The organism is Pedobacter soli, from assembly GCF_900101435.1.
Taxonomy (GTDB): Bacteria; Bacteroidota; Bacteroidia; order Sphingobacteriales; family Sphingobacteriaceae; genus Pedobacter; species Pedobacter soli.
In genome coordinates this window covers 261,650-275,197 of sequence record NZ_FMZH01000003.1, presented here as the reverse complement: position 1 = coordinate 275,197, position 13,548 = coordinate 261,650, and the positions used below count along the sequence as shown (strand labels likewise).

Sequence of the window (13,548 nt, the reverse complement as noted above, 5' to 3'; positions counted from 1 at the left end):
CATGAAAATCAAATTAAATAATAAGTTAAAATACCTTTTTATTGCAGCACCAATTGTATTTGCAACATCGTGCAAAAAGGATTTCTTAAATACTTCTCCAGATACTGCATTACCAATAGAAGACGCTTTTTCTACACCTGCACGGATTTTATCTCAGGTAAACGGGATATATGCAGGCGTAAAAAGTGGCCAGTTTTATGGTGGACGCTATTTAATCTATAATGATATTCGTGGAGAGGATTTTATTGTAAATAAGCCTAACGGCGTTACAGGACTTGATACCTGGAGATTTAACGTAACTTCTGGTACCAATGAGGTAGTGAACTTATGGGGGGCAATTTATGCGGCTGTTAACAGGGCCAACCTGGTAATTGAAGGGGTAGCAGCCAATGCCTCCATATTGACACCAGCAGTTGCAAAACAATATGTTGCTGAGGCTAAATTCTCCCGGGCATTGTGTTATTATAGTTTGCTTCAGCTCTATGCCAAACCTTACGTTACCGATAATGGTGCAAGTTTAGGTGTGCCACTCAGATTAAAAGGCGAGAAAGATCTGACTGGGAACGATTTAAAAAGAAGTACGGTTGCTGAAGTGTATACACAGATTCTAAAAGATCTTAACGAGGCTGAGCCAGACCTGGCATTAACGCTTGCTGCTACCCGTGCATCACGCAATACAGCTATAGGGCTTAAAACAAGGGTGTATCTTTCTATGGGTAATCTTGCTTCGGTAGTTACTGAGGCTAATAAAATTGTAAGCCCAACCGCTCCCTTTACTGCTACATCGGGTGTTGCAAATAAACTCGAAACCAATATTGCTACTGTATTTGCGGGAAGTTACGTTGGAAATGAGGCCATGCTATCACTGCCAATGGCTGATTTAGATGCACCTGGTACGCAAAACCAGCTGGCCTATTACTATAATGTAGAATCGGCAGGTGGTAACCAGGAATTCTTCCTTAACCCAACAGGAATTTTGGCTAATGCGGCATTTGCTTCGGCCTCTACTGATGCCAGAAAAGGGCTTACCGCTGTGGTGGGCACAAATACCTGGCTTACAAAATTTAAAAAACCATCGCCATATACCGATTATATCCCTGTAATCAGGTATGCCGAGGTACTTTTAAACCTGGCCGAAGCTACAGTAACATCAGATCCTGTTCGCTCTATTGCCTTACTTACAGCAGTAAGACAAAGATCTAACCCGGGTTATGTGTTTCCGGCTACCGATTTATTGCCTGCTAATCTCAAAAATACCATCCTTACTGAAAGAAGGATTGAACTATTGGGAGAAGGCTTCAGATCGCCGGATGTAATGAGACTGGGTTTAGGCTTTACCGCGAAGAGTGGTACTCAGGGTAGTGCACCAGCAATCCCGTTCAATACTGCAGGCTATATCTGGCCAATTTCTTCAACAGAAGTTCAAAATAATAAACTTATCGTACAGAACTAATTCCAACCTGTTCGAAAATATAAGGGCTGGCAGTTTCTTAACTGTCAGCCCTTTTTATATTGTACTCGATTAAAAATTTCTACTTCTTATCCACGCTGTATTTTCCCGGGCCGATAAAAATCAAGCTGAAAAATACAATGCCCATTTCGATGGCATGACTGGCGCCTGCTAAACCATCGCCTTTGCCAAAATGAACCAAAGCGGCTATAATCATGGTAAATACCAGTAAAATACATGCCGGGCGATAAAACAGGCCTACAATTAATAAGAATCCGCCGAAGGTTTCGGTAGCTGCGGCCATGAAGCCCCAGAAAATAGGTAAGAAATTAATGCCGATTACCTTCATGCTGCCGCCTAAGCCCGTCCAGCCATCAGGGCCACCCGCCAGTTTCGGAAAACCGTGTATAATAAACATCACCCCAATACCGAGGCGCAAAAGTAAAATTCCTGTGTTTCTGTACTTCCCTAAATTATCTAAAATAGCCATCTTATAAATATGTAAATTGAACGTTGTTTGTTTCTACTTTTAAGGTTACCTCGGCCCCTAAAACCATGCTGAGGTTATTTTCAATATGTCCTGTAGGGAAATTAAAGCAAACGGGGTAATCGTATTCCTTTACAATATCCCAGATCACTTCATCGGCAGTTTGACCGAATGAAATTTTTTCTTCCGAAATTTCGTTAAAGGCACCTACAATCAGGCCTTTCAGGTGTTTCAGCTTCCCTGCCCTTTTTAACATGCGCAGCATCCGGTCAATGCTGTATTCGTGTTCGCCTACATCTTCCAGAAAAAGAATTCTACCATTGTAATCCATTTCCGAAACCGAGCCCTGCATCATGGCCAGCAAAGTTAAATTGCCACCAATTAAAGTGCCGGTAGCTACTCCCGACCGGGTTTTAAAAGTGCTCTGGTAATCGTACTGCTGTTTTTCGCCAAATAACGACTTTTGTAAAGATATCAGTGCCGCTTCGGTCGATTCGACGAAAGTGTAAGGCATTTGCGCATGAATACACTGGGTGTTGTTTTGTGCAATCAGGTGCGAAAGCAGTACCGTAATATCGCTGAAACCAACTATCCATTTCGGATGCTGCTCAAAAGTGCTGAAATCAAGCTCATCAATAATCCGGATGGTACCATAACCTCCGCGGCCGGCAATAATGGCTTTGATGGATGGATCATCTAAAAAACGCTGAATATCTTTTGTCCTTAGCTTGTCGGTTCCGGCAAACTGGTGGTGACTGGCATATACGCTATCGCCCAAAATAACTTCCAGTCCCCAGCTTTCTAAAAGCGCTATGGCGTGGTCAATCGGTTTGGGTAATTTCTTTGCCGGACAAACCAGCGCAATCTTATCTCCTTTTTTTAAATACGGGGGCTGCTTAATCATCTTCAAAACACTTATCTTTGCCAAATTAATAAAAATTGTTTTGGATAATAGTAAAATAAAAAGATATACCGTAACCGCAGCGCTTCCATACACCAATGGACCGGTTCATATTGGGCACCTTGCCGGTGTTTACATTCCTGCCGATATTTATGCCCGTTACCTGCGGTCGAATAAACGCGATGTAAAGTTCATTTGTGGATCTGACGAAAACGGCGTACCCATTACTTTAAAAGCCAAAAGAGAAGGTATTACCCCTCAGGAAGTGGTAGATAAGTATCATAAAATTATTGGCGATTCGTTTAAAGAATTTGGCGTGTCGTTCGATATTTATCACCGTACCTCATCACTTACGCACCACCAAACAGCGGCCGATTTCTTCGAAACCCTGTACAAAAAAGGTGTGTTTACCGAAGAAATTACCGAGCAATATTATGATGCTACGGCTAAGCAATTTCTGGCCGACCGCTACATTACCGGTACCTGCCCTAAGTGTGGTAACGAAAATGCTTACGGCGATCAGTGCGAAAATTGCGGTTCTACACTTAATGCCACCGATTTAATTAATCCTAAATCTACCCTTTCGGGCGATAAACCCATTTTAAAGGAAACCAAAAACTGGTTTTTACCTTTAGATCAATACGAAGAACGTTTAAGGGCTTATATCGAAAGCCATAAAGAATGGCGTCCTAATGTTTACGGGCAATGCCAGAGCTGGCTAAATGCAGGTTTACAGCCGCGCGCCATGACCCGCGATTTAGAATGGGGCGTACGCGTACCTTTGCGCGATGCCGAAGGTAAAGTGCTGTACGTATGGTTCGATGCACCTATTGGTTATATTTCGGCCACTAAAGAGCTGTGTAACTATGCCAAACTTGATGTTTGGAACCCTAAAGCAGAAGAATATTACATCAGCAGTTACGAAGCCGATAAATGCGGCTGGGAAGAGTACTGGAAAAGTGATGAAACCAAACTGGTACACTTTATCGGTAAAGACAATATTGTTTTCCACTGTATTATTTTCCCTGCCATGTTAATGGCCCATGGCGAATATACCCTGGCCGATAACGTGCCAGCAAATGAGTTTTTAAACCTCGAAGGACAAAAGATCTCGACTTCTAAAAACTGGGCAGTATGGTTAAACGAATATTTAAGGGAGTTTGAAGGGCAGCAGGATGTGTTGCGTTATGTGTTAACCGCTACTGCACCCGAAACCAAGGATAACGACTTTACCTGGAAAGATTTTCAGGCCAGAAACAATAACGAGCTGGTAGCCATATTGGGCAACTTTGTAAACCGCGTGGTTGTACTTACCCACAAATATTTTGGTGGTTCGGTACCTACCTGTATGGAAATTACAGCGGTAGATCAGGCCGTAATTGATGAGCTGGCAGGTTATCCGGCTAAAATATCGGCTTCTATCGAAAATTACCGCTTCAGGGAGGCTCTGGCCGAAGTAATGAATGTAGCCCGTTTGGGTAATAAATACCTGGCCGAAACCGAGCCATGGAAACTGATTAAAACCGACGAAGACCGGGTAAGGACGATCCTGAATATTGCTTTGCAGATTGCTGCCAATATCCAGATTTTAATCGAACCATTCCTGCCTTTCACTGCTGAGAAGCTCATGAACATGCTTAAAAACGGCGGCCATGACTGGGAAGACGCCGGAACGGTTACCCTGTTGAAACGCGGTCACGAAATTGGCGAAGCCATTCTTTTATTCGAGAAAATAGAAGATGCGGCTATCGATTTCCAGATCGAGAAATTAAATCAGAGCAAAGTGAGCAATGCCGCAAGTGCTGCGGTGGCAACACCAGCGAAAGAAAATATCCAGTTTGATGATTTCTCGGCAATAGATATCCGTGTAGCCACTATTGTAGCTGCTGAAAAGGTAGAAAAAACCAAAAAGCTCTTAAAGCTAACTGTTAATACCGGAATTGATGAGCGTACGGTAGTTTCGGGCATAGCCGAATACTATAAACCCGAAGATATTGTGGGTAAACAGGTGAGCATGATTGTAAACCTGGCCCCGCGAGAAATTAAAGGGATTTTATCGCAGGGCATGATCTTAATGGCAGAAAATGCCGAAGGTAAACTCACCTTTGTGGCACCAGCCGATAAGTTTCAGGAAGGTAGCGTAATCAGATAATCTGCTATCTACTGTTAAAATACAAAAGCCATTTGATCTAAAGCGGATCAAATGGCTTTTTGTTTAAATACCAAAGTCGAATTAAGGATTCATGCGGTTAAAGTATTCGCTTATGGTATCATTATTTGCTTTTGCCCGATCCCCGCTTGTACCAAAAGTTAATTCGGTTTTTCCTGCTTTCATCTGTTCAAATACCGACTCCACAAAATCGCTCACTGCAGGATGTGCATCATGAATGCCTTTACCACCTAAATCAGTGTTTAAAGCTGGTGGAATCATCTCAATCACTTCTATTTTCGAGTCCTTTAAACTGTGGCGTAATGAAAGGGTAAAAGAACGCATAAAAGCTTTCGTTCCACAATAAACCGGTACGGCAGAAAGCGGAACAAATGCCAGGCCGGAGGTAACATTGATAATGGTATCCAACGTATCCAGCTGGGTAAATAGTTTGGTTAAATGAAGGGGCGCCAAAACGTTGGTGGTAATTTCATCACTTGCTTTTTCGTAAAAATCATCATCCCCGATGTTCATCCAGTTCTGGATGCCCGCGTTATTTATCAGTACATTTAAATCGCTATGGTTTTCTGCAATCCAATTGTACAACTCAATTCTACCTGCTTCATGCGATAGATCGCACGTTTTGGTAATCACTGAAGGTAATTTTGCTGCTGCTTCATGTAAAGCCGATTCGCGCCTGCCACAGATAATTACCGTATTGTTTTCTTGTATAAACCTTTCGGCTAGCCCCAGACCAATACCTGTTGCGCCGCCAGTAATCAGGATTTTATTATTTGCTAATTTCATGTTGTTTATAAATTGATGAGACAAAGATGAGGCTATTCAAAAGATTTATTATGGTGAGTAGTACAGTATTTTCGTGAGGTAATAATATCTTTCTCAGCCTGGTTATACAAGCTGATAGCTATGTTAGTTTGAAGGCTGATAATTTATCATATTGCTTGTTAAAATGGCTTTACTTGAGCCAAAACTTTTGTTATATTTGCCCGCAGTAAAGTAAAATGGCCCCGTAGTTCAACGGATACCCGCCTGACTGACGTTAGTCGGGCAGGGAATAGAAGTTACCTAAACACGAGTTATGAGTTACTTTGCATATGTAATTAAAAGCGAACACTTTGATTATTTTTATAAAGGTCATTGTGAGGATTTAGATAAACGGTTAAAAGAGCATAACGCTGGTAAGACGAAATCAAATAAGGCTTACCTGCCCTTCGTAATTTTTTATTATGAAGCGTTTCCTATCAGGGAAGAAGCGATTAAAAGAGAAAAATATTTTAAGTCTGCCTCAGGGAGGCGATATTTGAAAAATAAAATGGCCCCGTAGTTCAACGGATAGAATAGAAGTTTCCTAAACTTTAGATAGCAGTTCGATTCTGCTCGGGGCTACCAAGGAAAAGCTCATCGTAAGGTGGGCTTTTTTATTTTTATAGGATGTAGTTATTGCCTGGTATTTGAAATAATTGGCCCCGCAGTTCAACGGATACCCGCCTGACTGACGTTAGTCGGACAGGGAATAGAAGTTTCCTAAACTTCCTAAAGACACCCATGAGTAAGGGTTCAACATATTGATGGACAGTATGTTGAGTAAGAGTGCCTGACGATATATAAATACATAGCGGTTTGGTACTGACCAGCAATTTCTCACCCGAGAAAATATCCACAAGGATGTATTGACTGGATTTGAGCGCGTGCTAAATAGTGGCAGAAAAATACTTCAGGAGCCTGAACGAAGAGAATATTTTCCGGAAATAACAGGACTAGAGATATACTCAGTATTAGGTATTGTACTCCAACAGGCGGCTAAGTAGTTTTACAACATAAGGGGATAAGTACTAAAGCCCCACCAACCACCGCTTAAACCAACATCATCTAAATCAAATGAAAAGAAAATTACATTACGTATTGATCTTGCTCTTGGCAAGTGGCATATCAGCTTCAGGGCAGATCACCAACAAATCCATCCTTTCGGGCCTGGAAAAAGAACTGATCACAACGGAGAAAAAATCCGACATGCTCATTACCCCTACCGGCCTGAATGTATTCCTGCAGAGAAAGACACTTAGTTATCTTACCGGAGTATCTGATCTTTCTCTTGCCAAGTTCTATGCCTCGGTATCAACCGAGAATGAAAAGCTTAACCTGGGTTTTAACATCCCGGTTAAATATGATGATAATAGTCTAATGCTCCTGATTAACCCTGTAGTAGAAGCAGATGCTAAGAACAGTTTTTCAACCCTATATAAAAACGACAAGTGGCAGGGAACGATTAGGGCAGGGCTTAAGTTGACCTACCTGCTACCTTTTGGAACGATGAACTTTCTGGATGGAAAAAAGACCAATCTGGATATCCTGAGAAAAACAAAATATGAAGAAATAGCAAGCGCCTACAAAGCAGAAGATGATAAACAGAACAAACCCGTGACAACTTTAACGGGCAATGTTACCTTGCCGGTAACAGAGGACCTCAGCCCAAGGGAACTCCGAAAAAAACAAAGGGATGCTTATGATGCCGTAGGTATTGCCGAAGCGGATTACATTGAAAAGAATAAATCCTATACCTGGATGCAAACAGGGTGGATATCTGCCTGGGGTTTTACTCCTGTTACAGAAGCGAGTAAATACATCTCACCCAATTACCTTACCGCTTTTGAGGCAACCAGGTTTCGCCTTTGGGAAATCAATCTTCAATATACCCACCTCTTTCAGAATTCGAGGCTTGGCAGTTTTTATCTCTCGCCATGGATAAAGCGGTTCCAGAACAACTCGGCCAATGCAGATCTGATGACAAATGTAGATTACGGGCTGTATAGCCAGGTGCCGGGGACGGCCCAGACTAATCTTGCCCTGATCGAAACTAATCCCGCATTCGTAGGTATCTACTCAGAGTTTATGACCACTAACTTCAATTTTCAACTGGTTTATATCACCCCGTTTACAAACACGCTCATAAAGCCAGGGATCAGTATCCGCTATGAAAAAAACTGGGGAGACTATAGTCCACAAAACTGGCGTTTTGGTCTGCCCTTAGCCATACAGGGAAAATCTACGCCGATCAATATTGAACTGCAGTATAGGTTAAATAATGTAAACAACTATAAAAATGAGGTAGACCACAGTCCGAAGAAAACATTTGGAATAAGTGTAGGGCTGCCTTTCTCCCTATTGTACAAATAAGGAAAGATGATCGATATGCGCTCTGAATAAAAGAGCGCATATCAATCCTGAAATTATCATCACTTAAAATCGCTCTAGCGGGTAGCATCGCTTACCCCTTTAAAATAGCCTACAGATTCAGCTATTCCTGCCAAGGGGTCTTTCATATCTTTTTCGTATTCCAAGCTACAACAGCCTTTGTAGTTAACTTTTCGGAGCATTTTTACGTAGGCAGGGATATTAATTACGCCGCGGCCGAGTTCGCAAGTGGTACCTTCGTTTGTAGCAGAAGTTACATTCTTTAAGTGCATATCAAAAATCCGTTTCGAGAATTTCTGTAGGTCTGCAACCGAATCGCGTCCATCTCTTTTGTTATGTCCCATATCAAAGCAGATTCCTACACGCGGATCGAGGTTTTTAATCAGGTTGTAGATACTTTCTGCATTTGGGTATAGTTTATCCTGCGGACCATGGTTATGAATGGCATAACGGATGTTATACTCTTTTGTTTTTTGGGCAACATATTCAAGGTCGGCATGTGCCGGAATTCCGATCAGCAAATCAACACCTACCCGCTTGGCATAATCGAATGCATTGTCGATCTCTTCCTTGTTTTTGGTGTATATGGGGCCTACAGCATAGCCTACTACGTTATTGGCTTTAAGTTTAGCATGAAAAGCCTCAATTTCTGCTGCTGTGCTTTTATAAGGCAGATGAAAATCTTTAATACAGAGGTAATGTACATCAACCTTTTTCATCATTTTAAGTGATTCATCAAGGTTAAAATTAAGAAAGCTATAGCCTGCAATGGCTAATTTAAAAGTGTCTTCACCGGCGGCAGCGGCCTCAACAGGCGAAGCGAAAACTGAGGGAATATTAACCAGCGTTGCTGCAGTTATACCTAATATTCCTTTTTGTAAAAAAAATCTTCTTGTAGTCATGTTCATTTTATGGTTGCACTAAATTAATATTTAAATTGAAATAGTTCTTGATAGAGGTCAGTTTATTAACAAACATATTGAAGTACTGATGAAGGGGCCTCCTAAAGAATCGTCATTGCGAGAAGGCTTTTTCAGCCGACGAAGCAATCTTTATAATAAGAGATGACTAGCAGGAAAGATTGCTTCGTCGTTCCTCCTCGCAATGACGATCTTTTTATATATGTCATTGATTGGGATGAGCTATGGCTCATAGTTAATAGCCCATAGTGCAAAAAGCCTATGGCGAGATTACCTCCCATTTCCCATCTCACATTTTCCATATTAAATCATGATCGGTTCAAAAAGAAATATCCCCTATACTTTCATCAGCATAGAGGATATTTTATGATCAATCAGCTGTAATTAGTGCTAATACACACAATTCTCTCCACTCAGGTTGTGCCACACGCCATCTTCACCTTTAAACTCAATTTTTAAGCTATTATTGGCGCCTTTCAGGGCATAAATGTTAAGGGGATGATAACCTGCATCCAGCATCACCGTTTTTTCAATTACCTGACCGCTGGTATAACCAAAATCGGCATCGAGCAGGTTAATCTGGTGGAGTTTTACAAAAGCTTTGCTACCTGTGCTCAGCTTAAAGGTATAAGTGCCTTTCTTTTCGATTTTTAAAAGGGCCTGATAATTCAGCATGCCTTTATTAGGCGTGGTGGCAGTGCTTAAGGTTTGCGCTACTCCATTGGTTGCAGGTTTCGACTGATTGGCAACGGTTACGTAATGGAAAGTACCTGGTAAAAATGACCATTTTAAACCTTTTTTTGTGCTTGCAGGCTTGGCTACACCCGGAATAGCGATACTATCATAAGGGCGTTTGGCTTGCTGGTCCATCATGTGCGCTTGCAGGGCCATGTTGCGGAACTGTTGCTGTAATTCACTTAAGCCCCCATTTTTAGCCAGGTTATTCGTTTCTTTCGGATCTTTTACCACATTGTAGATTTCAAAATCATCGGCAGCCGATTTGATGTTGTAGCGTACACCTACCATATCGCCCACCCTGAGCATTTGCATCTGGTTGCGTTTCCTGCTCGCATGACTGGCCTCAAACTGCGGAAATGCGGGGGTACTTCCTGATTCGAAATACTCTACATAAACCTTGCTTTCGCCCTGTTTACCTGTCTGCGTTAAAGCAGGTACCAATGATACTCCCGTAATCCGTGCCGGAACAGGTACACCAGCCGCATCTGCAAAGGTAGGTAACCAATCAGACAGCATGGAAGGGGTATTAACCACCTTGCCGGCCGGAATGCGTTTAGGCCAGGCAATTACCGAAGGCATGCGTAAACCACCTTCCCAGCAATCGCGTTTTATGCCATCAAAAGGGCCATAACTTTCAAAAAAGGTAGGATGGTTGGGTACGTACTGCTTAGGCAGGTACGATTCTATCGACGGGCCATTATCAGAGGTAAACACAATAATGGTATTGTCGGCAATTTTCAGGTCGGTTAATAAAGTACGGATATCGCCAATGGCATCATCTAAGCGGCGTACAGCAGTGGCATAACGTTTATAGGTATCTGGCCATGGCTTTGCAGGTGTATTTGGATCGCGGTCGTCATCGTAGCTGGCATTGGCATAATCGGGGTGCACGTAACTATCTACAGTACCTGTGGCCGAATTAATCATTTTACCCTTCTCGTTCAGCCATTGCAAACCGCCTTTCAGTCCGCCGCCTTGAGGGTAAGCTTGTGTAGGTAATTCCAATACGGCATGAGGCGCGTCGTAAGCCAGGTACATAAAGAAAGGTTGTTTAGCCTGGTGCTGCTTTTCAAAACCGATGATGAAATCTTTGGCTTTTGCCGTCCAGAGGTCGGTGGTATAACATTTCTGCAAATCGGCCGATACTTCATTGTAATTGTTCCATACCTCTTTTTTACCTCGGTAAACGCCTTCAACCGGGTAGTGTTCGTGCCCGTCGGCATGGCGCATATAACCATAATACTGGTCGAAGCCCCTTTTTAAGGGATGGGCAGGCCAGTTGGGGCGTTGCTTCTCATCTGTTCCCTGCAAACCCCATTTTCCAATGGCTACAGTAGCATAACCAGCATCTTTGAGTACAGTGGCCATGGTGTGGTTGTTTTCGAGGGCCTTATCAAACTGGTTATCCCTGATGTGTGCATTACCCTGGTTTACTCCGGTAAGCAGCGAGGCCCTGGATGGTGCACATACCGGAGCATTGGCATATTGCTGGGTAAGTATCGCCCCTGCTTTGGCCATTGCGTCGAGGTTGGGCGTAACCAATGCAGGCAGGTTTTTAGCTTTCTGGTTCTGGAAAAGTACGCCCAGATCCCCATAGCCCAAATCATCAACCAAAACGTAAATGATGTTTGGCTTTTGCTGGGCATTTGTAGTTGATACGGCCAAAGCCGACCATAAGAGGACGAGCGTGTACCTGATGATGTTTCTTTTGCTGCTTTTCATAGCGGAGGATCGGGATTATATGGCTTGGGTTAATGTTGTACAACAAGGGTGCTTAGCCCCTGCTGTATATAATGGTTTAAGGCTGTTATTTCCAGCCCGGGTCTGTATAATTTTAGGGTTAAGCACAATCTGGTTAGATGGTATGGGGTAAAGGTAGTCATTCTGCACTTTTACAGCAGCCTGAATCTTAAATAATAACGAAATTGATAAATGGTATAATGATTAAAAGAAACAATTCGCCGTTTTTACCTGTCTTTATACTATCCAAAAACATAAGATTATGACTACACAAGAAGTTGCTAACCAATTGGTAAAGCTCTGCCGCGAAGGCAAAAACGATCAGGCTATTGATGAACTGTATGCCGATAACGTGGTAAGCCGCGAACCTAAAGGCTCGCCAATGGAACTTACCGAAGGTAAAGCCGCGGTAAAAGACAAAACCCTGCGCTGGGAAGAAAGCGTACAGGAAATTCACAGCGCCACCTGCTCCGAGCCCCTGGTGGCCGACAATCATTTTTCAATCGTGATGTATATCGATGCCACCTATAAAGAACATGGCCGCATTAAAATGAGCGAAATTGCCGTTTACGAAGTAAAAGACGGTAAAATTGTAGCCGATGAGTTCTTTTACCGAATGGGGTAAGGAAAGTTTGCAAAGGGAAGCTTTTAAGCGTATGAAGGAAACATTGAGGATGTTTCCTTTTTTTGTTTTTGGGCCAGTCTATGGAAGATTAAGCCATTGTTACTTTTCGGGATATTGTATACCTTCAAAAAATGAAACGCCTACTGCTCACCGTACAAGCCTTATTTTGTCTGCTGATTATCAATTGCACTTCGCCTATTATTCAATCATTTAAAAAAATACAGGACTCTTTAGAGCGATCCAATGAAGGTTTAATTGTAATGAATAGAACAAAGCTAAAAGAGATACATGTTTTTGATATTGAGGCACTTTCAAAGCAGGCCGATTCTATATCTTTTGCAAATGCAGATCTTAATGGTTTAATTGATGAATACAAGACTCAAATCACCAATCTTGATTTGACTGGTTATAATGTAAATATTGCTTACGAAGTTATTTCTACTCCCGATTTTGTTAAAGGGGCATTGATGTCAGCTACATCATCACTTGTTGAAAAGTGTAGGAAAGCTCAGATTGACCCTTTGAAAAAGAACTATTTTGATAGTCTTATTTATAATTTTACGCGAGTTAATTCAGATACAGCTTATTTTACTAAACAGTTTAAAGGAATACCCTCAGCCAACGCGTTAGTAGCATTAGCCCGTTTGCAGTTGGAAAGTTCTGAAATAACCCACTTATGCTTACAATCAATATATCAATCATTAAAGGAAGCCCGTCCTGTATATAAAAAAGGTAATAATTTATTATTAATGAAATATGCTTCTACTGAAATAATGCCGGTACTCTTGAAATGTACAGACGAACCAAAGATTGAGCATTTACCTAACCGATTAAGGATGGTTTTGAGCATCAATGAAGATGGAGTTATAACTGATGTAATATTTCCGGAAGATAACCTCTCTACTAGTTGTAAGCAATTAGTAAAAAAGAAACTATTAAAAATGGCAGGCTGGGAAGCGCCTCAAATTTTGGGTAAACCCATCAAAACAAAATACACCTGGAATATCAGTTGTTTAAATTGGGGTTATTAATAGATGAAAATATAAATGTCTCACACAAAACAGATCTATAAGCGACTTAAGAATAAAATGGAGATTATTGCTCACTATAAAAGAGCAAACGATGAATCCTACACCATTACCCTGGGCATGAAAAATGAATTGTTCACATTACATTCTTTTTGTTTTGATGGTAATAATGTTTTTGACGAGGATAACTATAAAGATGAAAGTTTTTCCAGTTATCAGGAATTCGATCAGCTTATGACTGCTGTCGAATCCAGCTTCCCGGGTATTAACATCAATATTTGACCTTTATACTTAAAA

Annotated in this window: 12 protein-coding genes and 1 tRNA gene; 8 read left to right on the top strand and 5 right to left on the bottom strand. The window is 41.7% G+C overall.

The window, feature by feature from the left end:
- Position 1: 1 nt before the first annotated feature.
- Positions 2-1,453 (top strand): RagB/SusD family nutrient uptake outer membrane protein, encoded by a 1,452-nt coding sequence (locus BLR37_RS08545; RefSeq protein ID WP_090767172.1) that lies wholly within the window; start codon positions 2-4, stop codon positions 1,451-1,453.
- Between the two features lie 79 nt (positions 1,454-1,532).
- Here BLR37_RS08545 and BLR37_RS08540 read toward each other — a convergent pair whose 3' ends face one another.
- Positions 1,533-1,940, bottom strand: a complete 408-nt coding sequence (locus tag BLR37_RS08540) for a DoxX family protein (protein ID WP_039474257.1) — start codon at positions 1,938-1,940, stop codon at positions 1,533-1,535.
- Position 1,941: 1 nt separating this feature from the next.
- Positions 1,942-2,841 carry a S66 peptidase family protein gene (locus BLR37_RS08535; protein ID WP_090767169.1) on the bottom strand — a complete coding sequence of 300 codons (900 nt, stop codon included), beginning with the start codon at positions 2,839-2,841 and terminating at the stop codon, positions 1,942-1,944.
- A 40-nt stretch (positions 2,842-2,881) separates the two neighbouring features.
- Here BLR37_RS08535 and metG point away from each other — a divergent pair, with 40 nt between their 5' ends.
- Positions 2,882-4,990 (top strand): methionine--tRNA ligase, encoded by a 2,109-nt coding sequence (gene metG / locus BLR37_RS08530; RefSeq protein ID WP_090767166.1) that lies wholly within the window; start codon positions 2,882-2,884, stop codon positions 4,988-4,990.
- A gap of 81 nt (positions 4,991-5,071) precedes the next feature.
- Here metG and BLR37_RS08525 read toward each other — a convergent pair whose 3' ends face one another.
- Positions 5,072-5,794: an SDR family oxidoreductase gene (locus BLR37_RS08525; protein WP_090767162.1), complete on the bottom strand. Its 723-nt coding sequence runs from the start codon at positions 5,792-5,794 to the stop codon at positions 5,072-5,074.
- A gap of 292 nt (positions 5,795-6,086) precedes the next feature.
- On the opposite strand from BLR37_RS08525, the gene BLR37_RS08520 reads away from it, so the two are divergent.
- From BLR37_RS08520 to BLR37_RS08510, 3 genes are all read left to right on the top strand, one after another.
- Entirely contained in the window at positions 6,087-6,332 is a 246-nt protein-coding gene (locus BLR37_RS08520) for a GIY-YIG nuclease family protein (RefSeq protein WP_090767159.1), read from the top strand.
- Positions 6,323-6,397, top strand: a tRNA-Arg gene (locus BLR37_RS08515). Before BLR37_RS08520 ends, BLR37_RS08515 begins: the two co-directional genes overlap by 10 nt.
- A gap of 489 nt (positions 6,398-6,886) precedes the next feature.
- The gene (locus BLR37_RS08510) at positions 6,887-8,182 is read left to right on the top strand and encodes a hypothetical protein (protein WP_090767156.1); all 1,296 of its coding nucleotides are present in this window, start codon (positions 6,887-6,889) and stop codon (positions 8,180-8,182) included.
- A gap of 74 nt (positions 8,183-8,256) precedes the next feature.
- Here the strand turns inward: BLR37_RS08510 and BLR37_RS08505 are convergent, their stop codons facing one another.
- Entirely contained in the window at positions 8,257-9,102 is an 846-nt protein-coding gene (locus tag BLR37_RS08505) for a sugar phosphate isomerase/epimerase family protein (RefSeq protein ID WP_090767153.1), read from the bottom strand.
- A gap of 408 nt (positions 9,103-9,510) precedes the next feature.
- Positions 9,511-11,580, bottom strand: coding sequence for an arylsulfatase (locus tag BLR37_RS08500; protein ID WP_090767150.1), 2,070 nt, complete (start codon positions 11,578-11,580; stop codon positions 9,511-9,513).
- A gap of 280 nt (positions 11,581-11,860) precedes the next feature.
- On the opposite strand from BLR37_RS08500, the gene BLR37_RS08495 reads away from it, so the two are divergent.
- The 3 genes from BLR37_RS08495 to BLR37_RS08485 all read left to right on the top strand — a co-directional run bounded on the left by BLR37_RS08495 (position 11,861) and on the right by BLR37_RS08485 (position 13,533).
- Entirely contained in the window at positions 11,861-12,223 is a 363-nt protein-coding gene (locus tag BLR37_RS08495; protein WP_090767147.1) for a nuclear transport factor 2 family protein, read from the top strand.
- A gap of 131 nt (positions 12,224-12,354) precedes the next feature.
- A complete protein-coding gene (locus tag BLR37_RS08490) occupies positions 12,355-13,254 on the top strand; it encodes a hypothetical protein (protein WP_090767144.1) in 900 nt (299 codons plus the stop codon).
- A 57-nt stretch (positions 13,255-13,311) separates the two neighbouring features.
- The gene (locus BLR37_RS08485) at positions 13,312-13,533 is read left to right on the top strand and encodes a hypothetical protein (RefSeq protein WP_090767141.1); all 222 of its coding nucleotides are present in this window, start codon (positions 13,312-13,314) and stop codon (positions 13,531-13,533) included.
- Positions 13,534-13,548: the final 15 nt, after the last annotated feature.